The following is a 22,035-nucleotide window of genomic DNA, read 5'->3' on the forward strand; positions in this document are numbered from 1 at the left end:
ACAGGCCTTTCTAACGGACCCGCGTTGGTGGAGGTATGTCAGACGACGAGCCGAAGCCCGGGTCCGCGGAGGACCAGGGCCCCGTGACGATCACGCCGGAGCTCGCGGACCGACTCGCCGAGAAGCGCGAGGAGCTGTTCGAGGAGTTCGAGATCCGCGACGAGTTCCCGAACGAGGTGCTTCGAGAGGCGGAGGCGCGGACCGATGGCGTCTACGAGGAGATCGAAGCGGAGATCGACGAGCGAGAGGACCTCCGCGACCTGACGACGTGGACGACCGACCCGGTCGACGCGCAGGACTTCGACGACGCCATCTCGATCGAACGCGAGGAGGGCGCCTACCGGCTGTGGGTCCACATCGCCGACGTGACCCACTACGTCACCCCGGACACCGCGATGTGGGAGGAGGCGGTCGAGCGCGCCAACACCGTCTACCTGCCCGACTACACGATTCACATGCTGCCGCCGGTGCTGGCGGAGACCGTCTGCTCGCTCGTCCCCAACGAGGACCGGCTCGCGCACACCGTCGAGATGGAGATCGACGACGAGACGCTCTCCTTCGAGGACATCGACATCTACAAGTCCGTCATCAACTCCGACGAGCGGCTCACCTACAAGGAGTGTGAAAACCGGCTCGAAGACCCCTCGCTCCCGCTCGGCGACGAGAACGCCCTCGCCTTCGAGCTCGCCGACCGGATGCACGAACAGCGCAAGGCGGACGGCTCGCTCGTCTTGAACCCCCGGCGGGACCGCGCGCACACCATTATCGAGGAGTCGATGCTGAAGGCGAACAAGGCGGTGACGCACACCCTGATGTGGGACCGCGGCGTCGAGGCGATGTACCGCGTCCACCCGCAGCCGACCCCGGACCAGTGGAACGAGGCCCTAAAGGAGATCCAAGAGCTCGACGGCGTCTCGATCCCCGGTGAGGCGTGGGGCGACGACCCCCGGAAGGCGGTCAACGCCGCCTTAGAGGAGTCGCCGGAGCGCCAGCTCAACAAGATCCAGCGGGCCGTGCTGAAGGTGATGCCGCGGGCGAAGTACATGAACGACCCGTTCGGGGGTCACCACGCGCTCAACTTCGACATCTACGGCCACTTCACCTCGCCCATCCGCCGGCTCTCGGACACGATCAACCACTGGATCGTCCACGAGAACGACGTGCCGGAGACCCTCGTGGAGCTGTGCGACCACGCTAGCGACAAGCAGAAAGACGGCGAGACGGCCGAGCGGCTCTACAAGCAGTTCCTCCAAGAGCAGGGGCTCGACCCGTACGCCGTCAACAACCGCGGCGTGGAGGTCGTCGAGGACCCCGAGGAAGCGAAACACGGCGCGTGAGGCGGGAGATATAGGCCGATGCGGCCACAACGGTTGGTATGGACGCCCACGAACACGGCGGCGACGCGGACCGAGGCGAACCGGACGCGTTCGAACCCACCGGCGACCCCGAGCGCGACGCGGAGCGCGCGGCGACGGTCGGCGGCTTCACCGGCGCGGTCCTCGGCGCTCGCGGCGGGCCCGTCGGCGCGGGAATCGGCGCCCTCCTCGGCGGGTCGACCGGCTACGCGGTCGGGTACGCCCTGAGCGAACTGGAGTCGAACGCCGACGAACTCGCCGACGAACTCGACGATGAGGCCGGCGGTTTCGAGTCCGAGACGACCGAGACGGACGACGGGCCGATAACGATCGAAGTCGAGTCCGAGGACGACGAGCACCCCGAGAGTGACGACGGAGGCGAGGCCGACGCCGACGAGCACGGCGGAGACACGGACGACGACGGCGGCGCGTAGTCGACCGCCGCGAGACGGTGACGGCGACCGCCGCGAGGCGGAGAGCGTGTCGCCGTGGGAGGCTATCGCGTGGCATACCGCCACCGGCAACGGACGAGATAAGTATGGTTGCGCTCGCGGCCGCGCGCGCCGGATCGGCTACAATGAGGACGTGTACAGCAGCATTCCGACGGCGGCGATCGAGACGAGGAGTATCCACACGATCATGATAACCCCCATCTGGCGGTGCGTGAGGTTCTGACCCTCAAGGAACTGAGAGATGCCCATATTCGGCCAAACTGACTCACGGTACATAAGCGGCGTGGGTCTGGCGAGAACCTCGAAATCCGTGTTCCCGACTGTTCGGAACGGCTACGCAGCGAGGAGGCAAGGGGTCGAGCGGACCGGCGCGATTGGTGGGGTTCGACTCTCGCTCGGTACAGGTTCGCGCCGCTCGCGACGTTGCTCGCGGCGCAGAAACATGGACTCGCGGGGGTCCCGCGAGCGAACGGAGTGAGCAAGTGGGACCACGCGAGGGAACGACTAACCGAACGAAGTGAACGCAGGAGTGGACTCGCGGGGATTTGAACCAGAACCAGACGTGCTCGCTCGCTGCGCTCGCTGTGCGCGACTGGCAGGGTTCAAATCCCAGCTCGTTACGAGTTTGCGCCGCTCGCGACGTTGCTCGCGGCGCAGAAACATGGACTCGCGGGGATTTGAACCCCGGGCCTCTTCCTTGCGAAGGAAGCGATCTGCCGCTGATCTACGAGCCCTCAAAACGAAACAGTTGCCGTTCGTATTTGTACCTTACCTTTCGCCGACCCGCACGGGTGTGGCTCACACCCGTGAACCGAACCGGTTCGGGCGAATCCGCGGACAGCCGCGAAGCCGGCCGGCACCGACGGGATTAGGTACCCGGAGCGGCGATTTTAACACGGACCAGTCGACGAACCCGGTCGCCGATGCCGTAACGTTTCTGAGACGCGTTCCATATTCGTTACCCTTTTGCGTGCGGACGACCGACTACGGAGTATGTCAGATGCGACGGCGACGGACGCAGACACCGACGTGGACCCGGCCGCGCTCGCGGCCCTGAAACACGTCGGAATCGTCGGCGACCTCTCCGAGACGAAGGTGTCGTGCGCGGCGCTCGGCGACCGGCTCGGCGCCTCCACGCAGACCGCTTCCCGACGCCTCCAGACGCTCGAAGCCGCCGGTTACGTCGAGCGCGACGTGGTCAGCGACGGCCAGTGGGTCTCGGTGACGGACGCGGGCGAGGCCGCGCTCCGCGCCGAGTACGCCGACTACCGCCGGCTGTTCGAGTCGGACGTCGAACTCGCCCTCCGCGGCGCGGTCACGGGCGGCATGGGCGAGGGCCGCCACTACATCACCCTGCCCGGATACGCCGAGCAGTTCCGCGAGCGACTCGGCTACGAGCCGTTCCCCGGGACGCTCAACGTGGACCTCACCGAGGAGAGCGTCCGCCGGCGCGGCGAGATGGCGGGCATCGAGGCCGTTCCCATCGACGCGTGGGAGAGCGAAGACCGCACCTACGGCGCGGCGTCCTGCTACGGGGTCACCCTCGTCGCGGGCGACGAGCGCTACGAGACGGTCCACGCCATCGTCCCCGACCGCACCCACCACGACGACGACCAACTGGAGCTCATCGCGCCGGACCGGCTGCGCGACGCGCTCGACCTCGACGACGGCGACGACGTGGAGGTCCGGGTGGAGCCGACGAGCCGCGCGGACGACCCCGAGTCGACAGCGGTCGAGACGGAGGTCGCCTGATGCGCGCCGACATCGACGCCGACGCGGAACCGGGCGCTGGCGCCGCCGAGTCCGCCGACGCCGACGATCCCGTTCAGCGCGCGCTCGACGCCTTCCGGGCCGGCGACCCCGTCTGCGTCCACGACTTCGCGGACCGCGAGGGCGAGACGGACATCGTCTACCCCGCAGGGTCGGTCGACGAGGCCGCCGTCGCGCACATGCGGAACGACGCGGGCGGGCTGATCTGCGTGGCTGTGGACGACGCGGTCGGCGACGCCTTCGACCTGCCGTTCCTCGCGGACGCGCTCGATCACCCCGCGGTCGACGACGACCCCGACTACGACGACCGCTCCTCGTTCTCGCTGCCGGTGAACCACCGCGAGACGTTCACCGGGATCACCGACGCGGACCGCGCGAAGACCATCGTCGAGGTGGCGAAGGCGGCCGGGCGAGTCCGCGAGGACCCGACCGGCTACGGCCCCGGAGACTTCGCCGCGGAGTTCCGCGCGCCCGGCCACGTCCACGTGCTCCGCGGCGACCGCGACGGCCTCGCCGGGCGGACCGGCCACACCGAACTCGGTCTCGCGATGGCCGAGGCCGTGGGCGCCGCGCCCGCCGCCGTGGTCTGTGAGATGCTCGACGACGAGACCGGCGACGCGCTCTCGCCCGCGGACGCCGCGGCCTACGCGGCCCGGCGCGACATCCCCTACGTCGAGGGCGCGGCCCTCGTCGAGGCGCTGAAATAAGCGAGCGGAACACCGGCCGTCGGCGCGCGCCTGCGAGCGGTCGCCCCCGGCGACCGCGAGGAGCGCGTGCGAGGGAGTCGCGACCGAAGGGAGCGACAGGGCGAGAGCGAAGCTCTCGGTTGAAACCGGACGTAGTCCGGTGACGAGGCTGGGGAGGCGCGAGGTGTCGTACAGTCGCCGTCGGGGAGGGCTCAAGGGGACAGCCGCCCGCGGGTGGGGCTTTAGCAGTGTTTCCTCGTCGCCAGTAGCAACCGTTTATAACCGATCGGCCGAGCCGTTGCCGGCGACGCGTCCGTAGCCAACCGCGTTCTCCGCATGTCACAGATTTAAGCCCGACCGCCGCAACCTCGAATTATGAGCTTTGACGAGATGGACGTCGACACGATCTGGAAGAACGGGGAGTTCCTCGACTGGGAGGACGCGACGACCCACGTTCTCACCCACGCGCTCCACTACGGGAGCGGCGTGTTCGAGGGCGTTCGCTGTTACGACACCGAGAAGGGACCGGCGGTCTTCCGGTGGGAGGAACACCTCGACCGGCTGTTCGACTCCGCGAAGATGTACGACATGGACATCGAACACTCCCGCGAGGAGATCACCGAGGCGACCCTCGAACTGCTCGACCGGCAGGATCTGGAGTCCTGTTACATCCGACCGATCGCCTACTACGGGTACGACACGCTGGGCGTCTCGCCGAAGGACTGCCCGACCGACCTCGTCCTCGCCGCGTGGCCGTGGGGCGCGTACCTCGGCGAGGAGGCGCTCGAAGACGGCGTCGACGTGATGGTCTCCTCGTGGCGGAAACACGCCTCCTCGCAGGTTCCGACGAACGTGAAGACGACCGGGCTCTACGTCAACTCCATGCTCGCCGGCGAGGAGGCGCGCCGGAACGGCTACGTCGAGGCCATCGTCCTCAACAAGGAGGGCAACGTCGCGGAGGGCCCCGGCGAGAACATCTTCATGGTGAACGACGGCGAGATATACACGACCGGGCCGGCGCAGTCGATCCTCGAAGGGATCACCCGCGACACCGTCATCACGCTGGCTGAGGAGCGCGGCTACGAGGTCCACGACGAAGCCGTCATCTCGCGCGGCCAGCTGTACACCGCGGACGAGCTGTTCTTCACCGGGTCCGCCGCCGAAGTCACCCCGATCCGCTCGGTCGACGACACCGAGATCGGCGCCGGGACTCGCGGCCCGGTGACCGAGGAGCTCCAGAGCGCCTTCTTCGACCTCGTGGAACGTCGCACCGACGACCACGACGAGTGGTTCACGTACCTGTAAGCCGCGTCTCGCGGATTCGTTACTCGGTCGAACCGCTCCCCTCGGCTGCCGTTCCCTCTCCGTCGCCGGGCGTGCCGTCGGTCCGGACGTGTCCGTAGCTGCCGGGGGAACCGGTGCCGTCGCCGCCGGGAGGCTCTTCCTCGTGGACGGGAACCTGGTGAGCCGACTCGGCGAACCCGGCGGAGAGGACGCGCGTCATTCCTTCCTCGACGGTCTCGCCGGTCTCCTCGACGCGTTCCGGCTCGACCTCGATGACGAAGCCAGTGGTGATGTTCGGTGCGGTCGGCATGAACAGGACAATCTTCCCGTCGCGGGTCTTCTTCCCGGTCCGGAACGCGGTCATGCGAATGCCGGGCCATGTCTCGATGTACACCGGACTCTGGAGTTCGTCGGTGCCGGAGATGGCCGTCTCGATGGCGAGTTTCGAGGCGTTGTACACCACCCGGAGCGCCGGGATCCGGTTGATCGTGTCGTCCACCGCCGCCTCCGCCAAGCGGCCGAGCGTGGTCCGCATGAAGTACCCGACCGCCAGCACGACGGTGGCGAACACCGCGATCGCGATTATCACCCGAGAGACCGGCTCTAACGGCGCCGGGATGATGTTAGGTTGGAGGTCGTCGATCAGCGGGATCGACTCGATGTACTGGTAAAACCAGCGGAGGACTAAGAGTAAAACGAGGAGCGGCGCCAACACGATGAGCCCGCTGGCGAAGTCGCGTTTCCACGTGGACATCTATCGCGTTGGTATGTGTCGGCAATCCTTAAGAGGGCTTCTACGTGACGGGGGGATCGGGAACCCGAAACCGCACCGAGCGGCAGGAGCGGTTACCGTCCCAGCACCGCCCGAGCCGCGAACGTCAGGTTCTCCTTGCGCTCGCGGACGCGCCGGTAGAAGTACGAGATCCACTTGCCGCCGTAGGGGGCGTACTGGGTCACGTCGACCCCCTGTGCGGCGAGGTCGCGCTGAGCGTCCTCGCGGACGCCCATCAGCATCTGGACCTCGTAGTCGGCGCCGTGGTCGCGAGCGAGCCGATCCGCCAGCGAGATCATCTCGGGGTCGTGGCTGCCGACCGCGATGCCGCGGTCTCGCCCCTCGAAGAGGGTCGTCAGGTCGTCGCGGTACGCCTCGTCGACGCGCGCCTTGTCGGTGTACGCGATCGACGAGGGCTCGTCGTACGCCCCCTTCACGAGCCGGATCTTGCCGGGGACGTCGACGAGGCGGTCGAGGTCGTCGGCGGTCCGCTTGAGGTTCGACTGGATACACTGTCCGACGCTCCACGGGTAGTCGGCCGCGATGGACTCGAAGGCGTCGAGGGTGGCGTCGGTCGTGTCGGCGTCCTCCATGTCACACCAGACGAACGCGCCGAGTTCGTGGGCGCGGGCGACGATCTCGCGGTAGTGTTCCTCGAACAGGTCGGTCGAGACGTCCATCCCGATCTGAGAGGGTTTCACCGAGACGCAGGCGTCGAGGCCGCTGTCGGCGATGTCGTCGAGCAGCGCGAGGTAGGCGTCGGTGTCGGCGCGGGCGTCCGCCGGGTCGTCGTAGTGTTCGCCCAGCAGGTTCAGGATGACCGCGATGCCGTCCTCGTTCGCGGCGCGAGCGTGGTCGAGAGCGACGGGGACGCTCTCGCCCGCGACGAACTGCCGGGCGATGGGGGGAATCATGTCGTAATCACGGAACGGCGCGAACTTTACTGTTACCGACCCGGCGGCGGTGACCGCAACGCACCGCTCGCGGAACAGACGACGACCGCCCGGCGACGGATCCGGGGTTTATAACATCCCGCGCACCGCCCGTGGGGACATGATCGGTGCGCTTGTCGCGACGGCGTTCTGGGCGATGCTGCCCGCGTACGTCCCCAACAACGCCGCGGTGTTGGCCGGCGGGGGGCGTCCCATCGACGGTGGGCGCGAGTGGCGCGGCGCCCGACTGCTCGGCGACGGAAAGACGTGGCGCGGCACGGCGGTGGGCACCCTCGCGGGCGTTCTCCTCGCGCTCGCGCTCAACGCGCTCGTCGAGCCCGCGAGCGCCGCGCTCGGGGTCGATTTCCCGACGTTCGCGCTCCCCGCGGCGGTCGCGCTCGCGTTCGGGGCGATGTGCGGCGACATCGGCGCCTCGTTCCTCAAGCGCCGGTCGGGCCGCGAGCGCGGCGCCGCGTTCCCGGGGCTCGACCAGCTCGACTTCGTCGTCGTCGCGCTCGGGTTCGTCTTCCTCGTCGACACCGACTGGGCCGTCTCCGTCTTCACTCCCGGGGTCCTCGCGGTCGTCCTCGTGATGACGCCGATACTCCACGTCGTCACGAACGTCGGGGCTTACGCGCTCGGACTGAAGAACGAGCCGTGGTGACCGCGCGCTGACCGAGGCCGTGAGAGCGCAGGCTAGACGGGGCCGCGGTGATCGGTTCTGAACCACCGGCGGCGACGAGGGAGAGTCGGTTTGAACTTCCGTTCACACACATACACTATCGAAAGTTGATCGTCTGTTCGCCGAATTCTCGACGACGAGAACGGCGGAAAGATATATATGACGATGTGCCATACCATAGCACGCATGTCCAGTAGTGCACCCAGCTCGGACGACGACGTGTTCGATGAGTTCCTGTCCGACCGCGGCCACGAGACGGAGATCGTACGCTGGGAGCGATCGTATAACAAGCTCCAGTGTCCCGACTGTGGTGCGCTTCACGAGGAGGGAACGGCGCGGTGTGACGTCTGCGACTGGCGGCCGAGCTGACGCTCGCGACACCGCAGCCCGCCGCGGCGTTTTCTTTCCGTCATACTCCCCGGTAGTATTATGTGTAATTACTCGATAGTGGAGAACATGCCGACGTGTCAGAACTGCGGTTCGTTCGTTACGACCGACTACGTTCGGGTGTTCACTCCGAACGAGGTCGATCGGCCCCGGGTCTGTCCGGCCTGCGAGGACCTGGTCCGCGACGGTGGAGACGTTCGCGAAGCGCGCGCGACGCGGAGCAACTGACGAGGCGACCGGCGGCGGAGCGGGGGGTCGACGCCGTCGAACGGGAGCCGGTCTCGACGGATGTCGAGCCACGGCGTTTAAGGAGAGTCGGAATCTGGGAGTAACAATGACTGATACCACGGTGACGCGGCTGTTCGGGGGGCCGGGGAGCGGGAAGACGACCGCGCTCTTGGACCGCGTCGAGGAGATTCTCGAAACCGAGGACGCCGAAGTCCGCGACGTGCTCGTCGTCTCGTACACGCGCGCCGCGGCCGCCGAGATCCGCGAGCGGCTCGCCGAGCGGCTCGACATCTCCCCGCGCAGCCTCCAAGGCAACGTGAGTACGATGCACGCGAAGGCGTACGAGCTGCTCGACCTGTCGCGAGGCGACGTGGTCGGTGAGGACGACAAGGAGGCGTTCTGTGAGGACTACGGCATCGAGTTCGAGGACCAGCACGGCGGCGCGGGCCGCCGGACCGCCCGCTCGACGACCATCGGCAACAAGATCATCGCCACCTCGCAGTGGCTCCAGCGCACCGAGCGCGACGTGGCCGACTGGTACGACGTTCCCTTCCAGTGGAACGTCGAGGAGGTCCGACTCCCGCCCGAGGAGGACCCGAACGCCCAGCAGGGGAACAAGTACACCCCGACGTGGCCCTCCGACGACGACCGGATCGACATCCCGGAGACGATCCGCGCGTGGCGCGCGTACAAGGGCGACAACGACCTCGTCGGCTTCGCGGACATGCTCGAACGGGTCGCGCAGCGCTCGCTCGTCCCCAGCGTCGACTACCTGATCATCGACGAGTTCCAGGACATCACCACGCTCCAGTACAACGTCTTCGAGGAGTGGCGCCCGCACATGAACCGGGTGCTGATCGCCGGCGACGACGACCAGGTCGTCTACGCGTGGCAGGGCGCCGACCCCGACCTCCTCTTGGACACCGACGTCGACGAGGACGTGGTCCTGCCGAACTCCTACCGGCTCCCCTCGGAGATCCTCAACGTCGTTAACGCGGAGATCCGGCACATCGACAAGCGGCAGGAAAAAGACCTCCACCCGCGCAAGGAGGGCGGCACCGTCGAAGCGATCGAGTCGCCCTCGATGCTGGAACTGGTGCGGAACGTTCGCTACACCGTCGAAGACGACGAGGGCGACGTGATGTGTCTGTTCCGGGCGCGCTACCAGATGTTCGACTTCATCGACGAGTTCATCGACCACGGCATTCCGTTCTCGATGCTCACCGACGGCCGGATGTGGACCGACCGGGTCCAAGACTACGTGAGCGCCATCGAGAAGGCCGAGGCCGACGAACCGGTCACCGGCCTGGAGGCGCGCCGCCTCGCCGACATGCTACAGGAGTCGGCGTTCGGCACCCACGACCGCGAGGAGTTCTACGACTTCCTCGACGACCGCGAGGAGGCGGCGGACGCCGACGACGTCTCCCTGATCGAGATCGCGGCCGACACCCTCGACGAGTACATCCCCTTCATGCCGGACACCGCGAGCGCCGACGACATGGTCCGGAAGGTGACGAGCTTCCAGCGCAAGTCGATGGGCGCGTACTTCGAGGGCGACTACCGGGGGATGGAGCCGAACCGCGTCCGCGTCGGTACCATCCACTCCGCGAAGGGCCGCGAGGCCGACCACGTGTTCGTGGCGACGGACCTCACCGAGAAGGTGGTCGAGCAGATGGCCGCCTCCATCGACGACCCGACCGATGTCGACGGCGTCGAGGAGTTCACCAAGTCGACGAGCCCCGTCCCGGTGCTCACCGACAACGAGCGCCGCGTCTTCTACGTCGGGATGTCCCGCGCCCGCGAGCGCCTCGTGATAATGGAGAGCCTCATCAGCGGCGCCCCGACGCTGCCGATCAGCGTGTTGCTGTTCAACGAACTCCGCGAGGAGCCGGCACAGGACCTCGTCGAGGAGGTCCAGGCGGAGCTGGCGGTACCCGAACCCGAGCCGTGAGCGGCGACGCCGGGGACACGGACGAGACCGCGGACACGGACAGAACCGAGAGCGACCGCCCGCTCCGGACCGATCTGCGTCCGATCGTCGAGGCCGTCCGGGCGACCGACGCGGACGCGTTCGTCGCGGTCGGGGACCGCTCCGACGACGGCCTACGCTACCTGACCCGCTTCGGCGGGCCTGACCGCCCGTACGCGCTGGTCGTGGTGCCGAACGGCGACGCGGCGGCGGAGAGGGCCGGCCGGGCCGTCCTCTGTGCGCCCGCGCTGTTCCGTGAGCAGGCGGAGCGGGAGTTCGTTGCGGCCGCGAGCGACCCGCTCGCCGATCAGACTGGCAACGACCCCAATTCCGACACTGACACCGACTTCCACGACGGGGTCGTCCGCGAGGTCCGAAGCGAGGCCGTCGGCGATCACGCCGGCGAGCGCGCCGCCGCAGTCGTCGACGAACTCACCGGTCGGCGGACGGACGACGAGACCGACGCCGGCGGTCCGACCGTCCTCACCCCGGCGTCGATACCGCACGACGCCGCGGTGTACCTGGAGCGTGCGGGTATCGAGTTGACGTCGACGGACGCGGTCGCGACCGCCAGAGCGCGCAAGACTCCGGCCGAACTCGACCGAATGCGCCGCGTCCAGCGCGCTGCGGTCGCCGGGATGGCTCGGGCCGAGACGGTGCTCGCCGAGAGCGAGGTCGCCGAGGGCGACGTCGTCGACGGTTCGGGAGACGCGCGGCGACCGCCGCTCCGGTGGGAGGGCGACTCCCTGACGACGGAGCGGCTCCGCCGCGAGGTGAACCGAGCCCTCGCCGCTCGGGGCGTCCGCGACGCGGGCAACACGGTGATCGGCGCCGGGCCGTCCGCGGCCGACCTCCACTACGTCGGCGACGACCCGATCCGCCCCGGAGAGGCGGTGCTGCTCGACGTGTCGCCGCGCGGCCCGGACGGCTACTACGGGGACGTGACCCGGACGTTCGTCGTCGACGGCGACGGCGGATGGGAGCGCCGGGCGTACATCGCGGTAGAGGCCGCCCGGGAGGCCGCGCTCGAAGAGGTCGAACCGGGGGTCCCCGCGAAGACCGTCCACGGCGAGGCGGCCGCCGAGTTGGCCGCCTACGGCTTCGACCCCAACGCCGGCGAGGGCGAGACCGGCTTCACCCACGGCACCGGCCACGGGGTCGGCGTGAGCCTCCACGAGTCGCCGTCGCTGTCGGGCGCGGGCGAACTGCGACCGGGCCACGTCGTGACGGTCGAACCCGGCGTCTACGACCCGGCGGTCGGCGGGGTCAGGCTCGAGGACACGGTCGTCGTCACGGAGGAAGGGTACGAGATACTCGCCGAGTACCCGTTCGGGATCGTTCCGCAGGCGCGCGAGTGAGCGGCCGGTAGCTACGACCGCCCTTTGCGCTATCGGCGCCGCTTTTTTGCTACCGTTCGAAGCCAGACGCGCATGCGATTCGAGCCCTCCGTCGGAACCGGCGAAACCGCCGGGTCCGAGTCGCTCCGGCGTATCGTGACGAAGGGAGTTCCGGCGGCCGTGACGCTCCTCGTGGCCGCGTTGACGCTCGGAAGCGTCGTTATCGCCGGGACCGGCGCCGTCGCCGCCGACGGAACGGCCGAAATCGGCACGGACGTCATCACCGTGAGCGAGGACGGTACCGCCGAGGTCGTCGTCGAGACAGACGGCGTCGACGCGTTCGAGGTCGTCGTCGGAGGCGAGGACGAGGTCGGATACGAACTCCGCGCGACGGTGACGCCGAGCGGCGACGGCGTCACGACGTTGGTCCTCGACCACGCGGAGACCGGCGGTGACGGGACCCCGCTGACCGCCGACGGCGACGCCACGGTCGAGATCGAACGCGAGACGTCCCTCGAGAGCGCGATCGCTCCGGGCGGCTACGACGTGGAACTGCTCGTCGGCGGCGACCCCGCCGATGTCTCCACTCTCGTCGTCGAGGAGGCGGAAGACGGCGGGAGCGACGGAGACGCGAGTGACGGGAGCGACGGAGACGGTGGCGACGCGAGCGACGAGACCGCGGACGGCGGAAGCGACGGAGGCGAAGGATCGACTGAGCCGGCCACCGTCACCGAGGGGGACGTGGAGGCGGCCGACCTCGTCGTCGAGCCGGCGGAGACCGAAGTGAGCGTTCCGGTGGAAGCCGACGACGGTGAGACGGTGAGCGTCCGGATCCGCTCGACCGGAGACGCGAGTCCGGCGTTCATCATGACCAGGGAAGCGACCGTCGAGGGGGGAACGGCGAACGCGACCTTCGACCTGAGCCGGGCGGCCCACGGCGACCGCGCGACGCTGACCGTTCACGGGAACGAGGCGCTCAACGGGTCGAACGCTCGCGAGGTCCTCGTCGTCGACGAATCGATCGGGGTCGAAGGGGACGGCAGTGTCCTCGGCGTCGAGGCGCCCGGGTTCGGGGTCGTCGTCAGCGGGCTCGCAGTTCTCGCCGTCGCCCTCGTGGCTCGGTCGCGGGAGTGAGAGGTTCAGAGCGAGCTATTTTTCGATCGAGTCGCTCTCGGAGGTGACAGCGTCGTCGTCGCCCCGGAGCTGTCGCGGGAGCAGCCCCGAGACCAGCCCGCGGAGGATTCGGCCGGGGTCGAGGAAGTACTGCGGAAGCACGACCATCGCGGCGGCGACGACGAGCAGGCCGGCGCCGAGCGCGAATTCGCCCGCTATCAGCCGGATAACGGCGTAGTTCGCGAGCGGCAGCGCGAACACGAGCGACGCGGCCAGCCCGATCATGTCCATCAGGCCGAGGTTCATTGCGAGCGCGTTGGCGCCCGGCGTTCAAAAGGGACGCGGCGAGGACGCGGGCGCCGCGAGCGGGTCCAACCCCCGACCGAACACCGAACCGATATGTGTCGCCCGCCCCCAGTTCGGGTATGTTCACCGGCATCGTCGAGGGGACCGGCGCGGTCCGTTCGCGGACCGAGACCGACGACGGACTGCGACTGCGGATCGGCGTCGACGGGTTCGACGACCTCCACCACGGACAGTCGATAAGCGTCAGCGGCGTCTGCCTGACCGTCGAGGAGTACGGCGTCGGCGACGACGGCGGCGAGTGGTTCGAGGTGTTCCTCGCGAGCGAGACGGTCGCGAAGACGTACCTCGGCGAGGTGCGCGAGGGCGACCCGGTCAACGTCGAGCGCGCGATGCCCGCCGACGGGCGGTTCGACGGCCACGTGGTTCAGGGCCACGTCGACACCGTCGCCGAGGTGACGGGAATCGAGCGCGTCGGCGAGGACTGGCGGTTCGCGTTCTCGATCCCCGAGGGCCACGGCGACTACCTCGTCGACAAGGGCTCGGTGACGCTCGACGGGATCTCGCTGACCGTCGCGGAGAAGCGCGAGGACGCCTTCGAGGTGGCGATCATCCCGACGACCTACGACCTGACGACGCTCTCCGCGAAGTCGGTCGGTGACCCGGTTCACCTGGAGGTCGACGTGATCGCGAAGTACGTCGAGAACATGCTCGACGGGTACGCCTGACCGGCGCGCCGACGACCGGGTGGGGCCGTTCTCCACGCGAAGCGATCCCCCTCGGAGGGGAACGTGGAGACCGGGGACGCCGGCGCCGCGGAAATGTCAGTGTTACGAATGAATTTTCAGCGAGAAGACCGTAGAGCGACGGCGATGACAGACAGCCCTCCGGACCGATCGGCGTTGATCAACGGTTTCGGCCTCCTCGTCGCCGGCGGCGCGATCGTCGGCACGCGATTCCTCGGCTGGGAGTGGGGATCCGGCGGCTCCGTGCCGACGGGCGTCGGCGTCGCGGTCGCCGTCGTCGCCGTCGCGGTGGTCGCGTCCAGACGGCTCAGCGGGTGAGCTCGACGTGAAACGAAGGAGTCGCGCGGCTGGTCAGCGACGGCTCAGGCGTCCTTCGCGCCCCTCACCGTCTCGCGGACGGCGTCGACGCCCTCGTCGTGGAGCAGGTCGCCGACGACGATCACGTCGCTGTGGGCGGCCATCTCGTTGGCCGACTCGTAGTCGTGGATGCCGCCGCCGTAGAAGAGGGTGGCTTCGTCGAGCGCGTCGTGAGCGGCCGCGACCTTCTCGGTGTCGCCGAACATCCCCGAGTACTCGATGTACACGATCTCCTGGCCGAACATGCGCTCCGCGATCTTCGCGTACGCCTCCACGTCGTCCGCGGCGAGGTCGCAGTTCGCGTCGGTCAGCTCCGCGACCGCGGCGTCCGGGTTCAACACGATGTACGCCTCGGTGTGGGTGCGGCTCCAGTCGAGGTCGTCGATGCGGACCCACTCCTTGTGCGCGCCGGTGATCCAGAAGGGGCCGCCCGCGTTGAACACGGTCGGGATCAGGTAGCCGTCGAGCGCCGGCGAGTCGATGACGACGCCGGGATTCGACGGCTCCTGATACAGGGGCACGTCGTACTCCGCGGCGGCGTCGACGACGCGGGTCATCTTCTCCGCGGTGACGTCGAGGGTCCCGCCGATCTCGATCGCGTCCGTCCCGGTCCGGCAGACGTCCTCGAAGGTCTCGCCCGGGCGCAGGTCCTTGTCGGGATCGACCTTCAGCACGTGGTCCCAGTCGTCCCACGGATTAGTCATCGGGCGAGACTCCACCGGGCGAGAGTAAAAAGGTGCGGAACCTGTCTCGCCGGCGGGAGCGGCGGTCCGCGACGGCCGGAGTCGCGGTACGCGACACGCGTCCCGTCGGCGGTCTCAGAGCAGGTCGTCGAGCTCGTCGTTGTCGAACGCCGCGGCCGGGTCCGGGGTCTCTTCTTTTTCGTCGCGGACCGCCTGCCGGGCGCGTTCCAGGAACGCCTCCACGCGCTGTGAGCGCTCGACGCCCCCGAGGAGGACGAGCGCCGCGATCCGGTCGGAGTCGAGCGGGAAATCGCCGCCGCGGACCTGCATCGACCCGGTCTCGTCCTGGAGCCACTTGCGGGCCTTCTCGGAGCCCTTCCGCGAGATCCGGTCGGGGTTGCCGGCGACCGCGATCAGCGCGGCGTCGGCGTCGGTCGCGCTCGGAAGCGAGAGTCCGGTCATCACCGCGCTGCGGACGGCGCTCATCACCGTGGTGACGTTCTCTTCGGGGTCCTCCGCCGCGGGCGCCGAGGCGAACCCGACCGCGGCCATCCCGCCCGCCCGCAGCGTGTTTATCACCTCGCTCGTGTCCACCACGGACTCGCCGACTCCCTCGACCGCCTCGCCGGCGGCGAGGAGGAGGCCGATCCGTTTCGCCATCGAGGCGTTGATCGCGGCGTAACCGCCCTCGACGGACTCGCCCGACGACCGCCACGCGTCGTTGTCGAGCAGGATCGTCGCGTCCGCCTCGCGCACCAGCGTCTTGAGCGAGCGCCCGGCGTTCACCTGATACATCGTTCCCTCGTCGCGGCCCGGGAGGATGCCGATCGCGTAGACGGGGACGTCGTACACCCGGTTCAGCTCTCGGACGAGGATCGGCGCGCCTCCCGAACCGGTGCCCCCGCCGAGACCGGCGACGACGAAGACGGCCTCGGCCTCCGCGGTGATCTTCGGGGCGAGCGCGTCGAGCACCTCGACCGCGTCCTCGTCCATCACTTCCGCGCCGAGTTCGTTGTCACCGCCGACGCCGTGGCCGTTGACCCGCGACTGTCCGACGAGGACCGTTTCGAGGGGAAGCGGGTCGAGGTCGGCGGACGCGGTGTTGACGGCGAGCGCGTCCAAGACCGCGCCGTAGCCGGCATCGGCGTCGAACTCCGCGAGGGCGGTCGTGAGTTTGCCGCCCGCCTGTCCGACGCCGAGGAGGACTGCCTTCATGTCGCAACGTACCGTTTCCCTCGATAATACTGTTTCCCCGGCGTTTAAGTACGGAAGCGCGGCCAGCCGGTCGCGTGACCGACCACACGGACGCGAGCGACACGACTCCCGCTGAATCGGAGTCGGTCCCCACGCCGACGAACGAGACGGACGACCGGATCGAATCGCGACTCCGCGCCGTCGAGCGCGCGGTCACGGGGAGCAACGCGCGGCCGGCGGACGTGGCCGCCGGCGCGGAGGCGACGGCCGAGCGCGAGCGGCTCGAGTCCCGGATCGATGACCTCGAAGAGCGCGTCGCCGAGTTGGAGGCGGCGACGCAGGCCGTCCGCGGCTACGTGGGGTCGGTCAGGGCCGTCAACCGCGAGGTCGAACGCAGGGCGGACCTCGCGCTGGCCCGAGCGACGACCGCGAACCGGGAGGCGGACGCCGCCGGCGCGAGCGGTGAGGGCGCCGGCGCGAGCGGTGAGGGCGCCGACGTTGCGGCCGGCGACGACCGCATGACGCGAGCGCGAGACGCGACGGGGGGCGCGCAGGCGGGCGCCGTCCCGTCGGAGAGCGCCCTCGACGCCGCGCTTCCCGACGACCGTCCGCCGTCGCGAGGACGCGCCGACGGCGGCGAAATAGGAGAGCCCGGCGACGGTGCGGCGGGCTCCGGCGACGCCGGGGCCATCAGCGGCGAACACGGAAGGGGGATCGACAGCGACGAACGCGGGGCCGGCAGCGACGAAGGCGCGTGGGCGACGGAGGCGCTGGACCGGCTTCGGGAGTCGCTGTGACCGGGGTGAGCGTTCCGGCGGACGCGGCGACCGGAGAAGGGGGATCGGAGAGGCCGTGATCCGCGTCGTTCTCACCGTCCTCGTGGCGGTCGCGCTGCTGACGGCGTCGATGCCCGCGGTCGAGACGGCACGGGTCACGACGACTGCGGACCGGCTCGGCGCCGAGGCGAACGAGTTGGAGCGAGCGATCGGAGGCCTCGCTGCCGGATCGACGCCGGTGGACGACCCCGAGATGGCCGCGCGGACGACCGTCCTCGTCCGCGTTCCGTCCGGCTTCACCGCGGCGGCCGTCGAGCGCGTCGCGCTCGTCGAGACGCCGGAGCGCCCGAGCGCCGTTGCCCTCGCGTATCGGGTCGACGGCCGGCCGAAACGCGTGTTGCGAGTCGGAACGGGGCCCGCATCGGTGGAGGTCGACCTCGTCGGCGCGCCGATCGAGCTCCGCCCGAGCGGAGTGAGCCGCGTCCGCGTCCGGTACGTCGACGACGGCGGACCGACGATCCGTATCGACCGAGTCGGATGAGCGCAGTTCGCGGCGAGGCGGCCGCAACAAACGGGAAGCCGGGAGCGGGAGAGATCGGGGGAAGAGAGCGACCGTTTATATGCGATACCGCGGGCACGCCCGCCATGAACTTCGGTCTCACCGATCGGGTCGCCGACGGCGTGGACCAGACGCCGCTCGGTTCGCTCCCGTGGATCGACGAGGAAACAGGCCGTTGTCGGTGCGAGCCGACGTTCCGCGAACCCGTGGGGACGGGCGTCGATGACCGGGTGATACTCGACGTCGACGCCGACGGCTGTCGGGGGCGGGGCGATCTCGCCGCGAGCCCGGACTGTCTCGCGACCGTGATCGGGGCGTTGACCGACCGCGACGCCGACGTGATTCGGACCCGCCACCGCGGCCGAGAGCGGTCGTACGCCGGCCGCGCTGCCGACCTACTAGTCGCGGCAGGGAAGTTCCGCGAACGGATCGGGTTCCACGAGGAACGGCTCGCCGAGCGGGTCGTCCGCGATCCGCTCGGCGCCGCGCGAGAAGCGAGCGGCCGCGCCGGCTCCGCGAAGCGAATCGCGAGCGAGACGGGGCTGTTGTCCACCGTCGAGGCGCTCACCGGAGCGGCGGTCGAAGGGGATGACGACCGCGGCGACCGCGCTCGCGAACTGGAGGAAGTCCTGCGAGCACACGTCGGACCGACGGCCGCGACCGCGCGGGTCGCGGCCGCCCCGCCGCCGGGTGCGGAGCTGGTCGACCGCTGGACGGTCTCCACCGGGGCGACGGTCCGGCTCTACGACGGCGACGGGCCGCTCAAGACGTACCATCTCACGCCGCCGCCGGCCGACTTGGACGCCGACGCCGTGGCGACGCTGGCCGCCGCGAGAGACCGGTTGCTCGACGATCCCAGCGGCGGTGACCGGGCGCCGGGACGCGCGGTGCGAGCGGTGGCCGGCAGCGGCGACCCCGTGGCGGACCTCGCCGAGATCCTGCGGCGGCACACCCACGGCTACGGCGCCTTCGAGCACGTCTTCGCCGACGACGCGGTGAGCGACGCGACGGTGACCGCACCGGTCGCCGACAACCCGCTGCGCGTGGTTCTCGACGGCGAGCGATGTCGGACGAACGTGCGGCTCCCGCCCGAGGGAGCCGCCACGCTCGCGTCGCGGCTCCGACGATCGAGCGGTCGGTCCTTCTCGCGGGCGACCCCGACGATCGACGCGACGATCGAGTCGGAGACCGGTCGAGTCAGGGTCGCCGCCGCGACGTCTCCGGCCAGCGAAGGGCTCTCGTTCACCTTCCGGCGCGGCGACCCGGAGGCGTGGACCCTCGCTCGGCTGGTCTCCGTCGACACCCTCACGCCCGCGGCCGCCGGAGCGCTGTCGGTCGCCGTCGAGCGCGGCGTGTGCGGGCTCGTCGCCGGCGGGCGGGCGGCCGGAAAGACGACCGCGCTCGGGTCGCTGCTGTGGGAACTGCCGGCGAAGACGCGGTCGATCGCTATCGAGGACACGCCGGAGCTGCCCGTGAGTGCGCTCGCCGACGCCGGGCGGGACGCGCAGCGACTCCGCGTCGGCGACGGAGCGGAACTCGCCCCGGCGGACGCGGTCCGGACGGCGCTCCGCATGGGCGGGGGAGCGATCGCCGTCGGGGAGGTGCGCGGCGAAGAGGCGCGGGCGCTGTACGAGGCGATGCGCGTCGGTGCCGCCGGCGAGACGGTCCTCGGAACGATCCACGGCGAGGACCCGGCCGCGGTCGAGGAACGAGTCGTCACCGATCTCGGGGTCGCACGCTCGTCGTTCGCCGCGACGGACCTGATCGCGGTCCTCGACGACCACCGCGTCGAATCGATCGTCGAAGTCGTCGATCACGACGGCGACGTGAGCTTCGAGCCGCTGTTCGAGCGGACCGGTCGAGGCCTCGTCGGCACGGGACGTATCGACCGCGGCGAGAGCCGGCTGATCGAGGAGCTCGGAGGTCCGAGCGAATCGTACGCGTCGGTGCGAAAAGCCGTCGACCGGCGGAGCGATCGGATTCGAGAGGCGGTTCGAGCGGGGCGGATCGCGCCGACGCGGTACCCCGCCGATGGCACGCGCAACGGCGGTGACGGCCGATGAGCGGAGAACGCTCGGTCGGGTCGGAGGAGTCGACCGCATCGGAGGAGCTGCGGCGGGCGGTAGCGTTCCTCGGATGGGACGTGCCCGCGGAACGCGTCGTCGACTCCGGCTACCGGATCGGCGTTGCGGTCGGCGCAATAGTCACGGGCGTCGCCGCGGTCGTTGCCGATGCGGTGACTGCCGCGCCGGTCGGGCTGGCTGCCGGGGTCGGAGCGGTGCACGCGACGCACCGGGCGCCCGTGTGGCTCGCGTCGCTCCGGCGGACGCGAGCGCTCGGTGCGGCACCGGGGCTCGTCGGTCGGCTCGTGTTGCGGATGCGGCTCGATCCCTCGACCGAGCGCGCGGTGGAGTTCGCCGCCCGGACGGGGGACGGACCGCTGGCGAGGGCGCTCTCCCGGCACGAGCGGGGCAGCGCGGACGGTCCGACGAGCGGGCTTCAGGCGTTCGCCCGCGAGTGGCGCCCATGGTTCCCGGCCATCGACCGCGCCGCCGCGCTCGTTCGGACTGCCGCGACGGCGCCGCCGGAACGCCGCGGGCGGTGTCTGGACCGCGCGCTCGACGCCACGCTCTCGGGGACGACGGACCGCCTCGCGTCGTTCGTCGGCGAGGTCCGAGCGCCGGTCTCCGCGCTGTACGCGTTCGGTGTGCTCCTGCCGCTGGCGCTGATCGCGCTGCTGCCCGCGGGCGCCGCCGCCGGCGTCGCGATCGGTTCCGGGCTCGTCGCCGGTCTATACCTCGTCGCGCTCCCCGTCGGGCTGACGGCCGCGTCGGCGTGGCTGCTGTCGCGTCGGCCAGTCGCGTTTCCGCCGCAGCGGATCGGCGGCGACCACCCCGACGTGCCGGAGCGACGCGGCCACGCGCTCGTCGCCGGGTGCGTCCTCGGCAGCGTAGCAGCCGTCGTCGGCGCACGAGCCGTCGCAGCGTGGACGTGGCCGATCGCCGGCGTCGGCGTCGGTGCCGGGGCCGCGCTGTTCGTCTTCGCGCGGCCCCGTCGGGCGGTGTTGTCGGAGGTCCGCGACATCGAGCGCGGACTGCCGGACGCGATGACCGTCATCGGCGGGGACGTGGCCGAGGGGATCGCCGTCGAGACCGCGGTCGCGAACGCCGGCGAGCGACTCGACGGCGCGACCGGCGACGTGTTCGAGCGAGCCGGCCGCCGCAGCGACACGCTGCGGGTCGGCGTCCGCGAGGCGTTTCTCGGACAGGGCGGACCGGCCGCCGCCGTCCCGTCTCCCCGGCTTGGCGGGGCGGTCGCCCTGCTCGCCGTCGCCGCGAGAGAGGGTCGCCCGGCGGGTGACGTGCTCTTAGAACTCGCTGACCAGCTGGAGTCGCTCCGGGACCTCGAACGCGACGCTCGCCGACAGCTGGCGACCGTGACGGGGACGCTCTCGAACACCGCCGCGGTGTTCGCGCCCCTCGTCGGGGGGGCGACCGTCGCGCTCGCGACCGGAATCGACGCGGTCGACGTCGGCGGGCTCGGCGCCGGAGCGGCCGCGGGTGCGGACGCGCTCGGCGGTGGCCTCGGGACGGAAGGCGGAGTGGGGGCCGCCGGTGCCGGTGCGGCCGGAAGTGAGAGCGCGGCTGCCGACGGCGCGACGAGCCTATCGGTTCCGGTACTCGGACGGATCGTCGGGACGTACGTGCTACTCCTCGCCGCGCTCCTCACCGGGCTGGCGACGGGCCTCGAACGCGGGTTCGACCGGACGCTCGTGGCCTATCGGATCGGCATCGCGCTCCCGACGGCGACCGCGACGTTTCTCGTCGCGTTCGGCGGCGCCGGGCTCCTGATCTGAGAGGGAGGCCGACCTCGACGGCGAAGGGACGGCAAAACGGCCGGCGTCGCGACGGCGATCGTTTATATACGAGGCCGCGGCCAGCCGCCCCGTGTTCGAGACCCACTTCGACGCCACCTACGCGTGGCTCGGGCTGGCCGTCGTGAGCGTCGCGACAGCGGGCGTGGCAGCCGCGTTCCCCGCTTCGCCGCCGCCGGACGCCGACGGCGTCGCGCGAACCGTCGACTCGGTGGCGGACGGAGAGTACCCCGCGACCGCCGAACACGGGGTCGCGGCCGACCGCATCAGACTCACCGACGAGTCCGTTTCGCTCGGCGACGAACAGGGAACCGCGCGGGCGGCGCTCGACGCTCCGCGGATCACGCCGGTGATCCGGCCGAGAGCGGGGACGGAATCGAACGCGACGACCGATCCTCGGCTCCGTCGCGTCCTCGACGGAGTCCCCCCACAGGTCGCGTTCGACGATCCGGCGTCGTTCGCCGCGGCGGCCGAGCGCGCTCGGGCGGTCGAGAGCCGGTGGACCCCGGCGCCGGATCGGATCACAGTTCGGCGCGTTCACTACGGCGAGGTCCGAGTCACACTGGTGGGGTGACA

General features: G+C 70.1%; 24 protein-coding genes and 1 tRNA gene. 18 read left to right on the forward strand and 7 right to left on the reverse strand.

Features of this window, described 5'->3' with window-relative positions; all coding sequences use genetic code 11:
* The first annotated feature begins 35 nt into the window (after positions 1 to 35).
* Both ABDZ89_RS12220 and ABDZ89_RS12225 read left to right on the forward strand, forming a co-directional pair.
* On the forward strand, positions 36 to 1,337 hold the full coding sequence (locus tag ABDZ89_RS12220) for an RNB domain-containing ribonuclease (RefSeq protein ID WP_343779436.1): 1,302 nt from the start codon (positions 36 to 38) through the stop codon (positions 1,335 to 1,337).
* A gap of 38 nt (positions 1,338 to 1,375) precedes the next feature.
* Positions 1,376 to 1,789, forward strand: a complete 414-nt coding sequence (locus ABDZ89_RS12225) for a hypothetical protein (RefSeq protein WP_343779439.1) — start codon at positions 1,376 to 1,378, stop codon at positions 1,787 to 1,789.
* Between the two features lie 138 nt (positions 1,790 to 1,927).
* On the opposite strand, the gene ABDZ89_RS12230 is transcribed toward ABDZ89_RS12225, so the two are convergent.
* Positions 1,928 to 2,056 (reverse strand): hypothetical protein, encoded by a 129-nt coding sequence (locus tag ABDZ89_RS12230; protein ID WP_343779441.1) that lies wholly within the window; start codon positions 2,054 to 2,056, stop codon positions 1,928 to 1,930.
* A 413-nt stretch (positions 2,057 to 2,469) separates the two neighbouring features.
* Positions 2,470 to 2,541 (reverse strand) — tRNA-Ala (locus ABDZ89_RS12235).
* 259 nt (positions 2,542 to 2,800) lie between these two features.
* Between ABDZ89_RS12235 and ABDZ89_RS12240 the strand changes: the two genes are divergently transcribed.
* The 3 genes from ABDZ89_RS12240 to ABDZ89_RS12250 all read left to right on the forward strand — a co-directional run bounded on the left by ABDZ89_RS12240 (position 2,801) and on the right by ABDZ89_RS12250 (position 5,568).
* On the forward strand, positions 2,801 to 3,559 hold the full coding sequence (locus tag ABDZ89_RS12240) for a DUF120 domain-containing protein (RefSeq protein ID WP_343779443.1): 759 nt from the start codon (positions 2,801 to 2,803) through the stop codon (positions 3,557 to 3,559).
* A complete protein-coding gene (gene ribB / locus ABDZ89_RS12245) occupies positions 3,559 to 4,284 on the forward strand; it encodes a 3,4-dihydroxy-2-butanone-4-phosphate synthase (protein ID WP_343779445.1) in 726 nt (241 codons plus the stop codon). The genes ABDZ89_RS12240 and ribB overlap by 1 nt, the downstream gene beginning before the upstream one ends.
* 354 nt (positions 4,285 to 4,638) lie before the next feature.
* Positions 4,639 to 5,568, forward strand: a complete 930-nt coding sequence (locus ABDZ89_RS12250) for a branched-chain amino acid transaminase (protein ID WP_343779447.1) — start codon at positions 4,639 to 4,641, stop codon at positions 5,566 to 5,568.
* Between the two features lie 19 nt (positions 5,569 to 5,587).
* Here the strand turns inward: ABDZ89_RS12250 and ABDZ89_RS12255 are convergent, their stop codons facing one another.
* Together ABDZ89_RS12255 and ABDZ89_RS12260 are read right to left on the reverse strand one after the other, a co-directional pair.
* On the reverse strand, positions 5,588 to 6,301 hold the full coding sequence (locus ABDZ89_RS12255) for a DUF502 domain-containing protein (protein WP_343779449.1): 714 nt from the start codon (positions 6,299 to 6,301) through the stop codon (positions 5,588 to 5,590).
* Between the two features lie 92 nt (positions 6,302 to 6,393).
* Positions 6,394 to 7,233 (reverse strand): proline dehydrogenase family protein, encoded by an 840-nt coding sequence (locus ABDZ89_RS12260; protein WP_343779451.1) that lies wholly within the window; start codon positions 7,231 to 7,233, stop codon positions 6,394 to 6,396.
* A gap of 139 nt (positions 7,234 to 7,372) precedes the next feature.
* Here ABDZ89_RS12260 and ABDZ89_RS12265 point away from each other — a divergent pair, with 139 nt between their 5' ends.
* The 6 genes from ABDZ89_RS12265 (at position 7,373) to ABDZ89_RS12290 (ending at position 12,988) form a co-directional block, all read left to right on the forward strand.
* Positions 7,373 to 7,915 (forward strand): CDP-2,3-bis-(O-geranylgeranyl)-sn-glycerol synthase, encoded by a 543-nt coding sequence (locus ABDZ89_RS12265; protein ID WP_343779453.1) that lies wholly within the window; start codon positions 7,373 to 7,375, stop codon positions 7,913 to 7,915.
* Between the two features lie 204 nt (positions 7,916 to 8,119).
* Positions 8,120 to 8,302 (forward strand): HVO_0416 family zinc finger protein, encoded by a 183-nt coding sequence (locus ABDZ89_RS12270; RefSeq protein WP_343779455.1) that lies wholly within the window; start codon positions 8,120 to 8,122, stop codon positions 8,300 to 8,302.
* 87 nt (positions 8,303 to 8,389) lie between these two features.
* Positions 8,390 to 8,548 (forward strand): DUF7563 family protein, encoded by a 159-nt coding sequence (locus ABDZ89_RS12275; RefSeq protein ID WP_343779457.1) that lies wholly within the window; start codon positions 8,390 to 8,392, stop codon positions 8,546 to 8,548.
* 106 nt (positions 8,549 to 8,654) lie between these two features.
* On the forward strand, positions 8,655 to 10,499 hold the full coding sequence (locus tag ABDZ89_RS12280) for a UvrD-helicase domain-containing protein (RefSeq protein WP_343779459.1): 1,845 nt from the start codon (positions 8,655 to 8,657) through the stop codon (positions 10,497 to 10,499).
* On the forward strand, positions 10,496 to 11,875 hold the full coding sequence (locus tag ABDZ89_RS12285; RefSeq protein ID WP_343779462.1) for a M24 family metallopeptidase: 1,380 nt from the start codon (positions 10,496 to 10,498) through the stop codon (positions 11,873 to 11,875). The genes ABDZ89_RS12280 and ABDZ89_RS12285 overlap by 4 nt, the downstream gene beginning before the upstream one ends.
* Before the next feature lie 72 nt (positions 11,876 to 11,947).
* Positions 11,948 to 12,988, forward strand: a complete 1,041-nt coding sequence (locus ABDZ89_RS12290) for a BGTF surface domain-containing protein (RefSeq protein WP_343779465.1) — start codon at positions 11,948 to 11,950, stop codon at positions 12,986 to 12,988.
* A gap of 15 nt (positions 12,989 to 13,003) precedes the next feature.
* Here ABDZ89_RS12290 and ABDZ89_RS12295 read toward each other — a convergent pair whose 3' ends face one another.
* Positions 13,004 to 13,273: a DUF7533 family protein gene (locus tag ABDZ89_RS12295; protein WP_343779468.1), complete on the reverse strand. Its 270-nt coding sequence runs from the start codon at positions 13,271 to 13,273 to the stop codon at positions 13,004 to 13,006.
* Positions 13,274 to 13,392: 119 nt separating this feature from the next.
* On the opposite strand from ABDZ89_RS12295, the gene ABDZ89_RS12300 reads away from it, so the two are divergent.
* On the forward strand, positions 13,393 to 13,998 hold the full coding sequence (locus tag ABDZ89_RS12300) for a riboflavin synthase (protein WP_343779471.1): 606 nt from the start codon (positions 13,393 to 13,395) through the stop codon (positions 13,996 to 13,998).
* Positions 13,999 to 14,142: 144 nt separating this feature from the next.
* Complete coding sequence (locus ABDZ89_RS12305) at positions 14,143 to 14,334, forward strand: multidrug transporter (protein ID WP_343779474.1); 192 nt, start codon at positions 14,143 to 14,145, stop codon at positions 14,332 to 14,334.
* Positions 14,335 to 14,378: 44 nt separating this feature from the next.
* Here ABDZ89_RS12305 and ABDZ89_RS12310 read toward each other — a convergent pair whose 3' ends face one another.
* Both ABDZ89_RS12310 and ABDZ89_RS12315 read right to left on the reverse strand, forming a co-directional pair.
* Positions 14,379 to 15,077, reverse strand: coding sequence for a phosphoglycerol geranylgeranyltransferase (locus ABDZ89_RS12310; protein ID WP_343779477.1), 699 nt, complete (start codon positions 15,075 to 15,077; stop codon positions 14,379 to 14,381).
* A gap of 114 nt (positions 15,078 to 15,191) precedes the next feature.
* Positions 15,192 to 16,271 carry a tubulin/FtsZ family protein gene (locus ABDZ89_RS12315; protein WP_343779480.1) on the reverse strand — a complete coding sequence of 360 codons (1,080 nt, stop codon included), beginning with the start codon at positions 16,269 to 16,271 and terminating at the stop codon, positions 15,192 to 15,194.
* A 74-nt stretch (positions 16,272 to 16,345) separates the two neighbouring features.
* Here ABDZ89_RS12315 and ABDZ89_RS12320 point away from each other — a divergent pair, with 74 nt between their 5' ends.
* The 5 genes from ABDZ89_RS12320 (at position 16,346) to ABDZ89_RS12340 (ending at position 22,033) form a co-directional block, all read left to right on the forward strand.
* Positions 16,346 to 17,047 (forward strand): DUF7310 family coiled-coil domain-containing protein, encoded by a 702-nt coding sequence (locus ABDZ89_RS12320; protein WP_343779483.1) that lies wholly within the window; start codon positions 16,346 to 16,348, stop codon positions 17,045 to 17,047.
* A 55-nt stretch (positions 17,048 to 17,102) separates the two neighbouring features.
* Positions 17,103 to 17,567, forward strand: coding sequence for a DUF7311 family protein (locus ABDZ89_RS12325; RefSeq protein WP_343779486.1), 465 nt, complete (start codon positions 17,103 to 17,105; stop codon positions 17,565 to 17,567).
* Positions 17,568 to 17,671: 104 nt separating this feature from the next.
* Positions 17,672 to 19,648, forward strand: a complete 1,977-nt coding sequence (locus tag ABDZ89_RS12330) for an ATPase, T2SS/T4P/T4SS family (RefSeq protein ID WP_343779489.1) — start codon at positions 17,672 to 17,674, stop codon at positions 19,646 to 19,648.
* Positions 19,645 to 21,441, forward strand: coding sequence for a type II secretion system protein (locus ABDZ89_RS12335; protein WP_343779492.1), 1,797 nt, complete (start codon positions 19,645 to 19,647; stop codon positions 21,439 to 21,441). Before ABDZ89_RS12330 ends, ABDZ89_RS12335 begins: the two co-directional genes overlap by 4 nt.
* A gap of 91 nt (positions 21,442 to 21,532) precedes the next feature.
* On the forward strand, positions 21,533 to 22,033 hold the full coding sequence (locus ABDZ89_RS12340) for a DUF7283 family protein (RefSeq protein WP_343779494.1): 501 nt from the start codon (positions 21,533 to 21,535) through the stop codon (positions 22,031 to 22,033).
* The last annotated feature ends 2 nt before the right edge of the window (positions 22,034 to 22,035 follow it).

Source organism: Halorubrum ejinorense (genome assembly GCF_039522565.1).
GTDB classification, from domain to species: Archaea; Halobacteriota; Halobacteria; order Halobacteriales; family Haloferacaceae; genus Halorubrum; species Halorubrum ejinorense.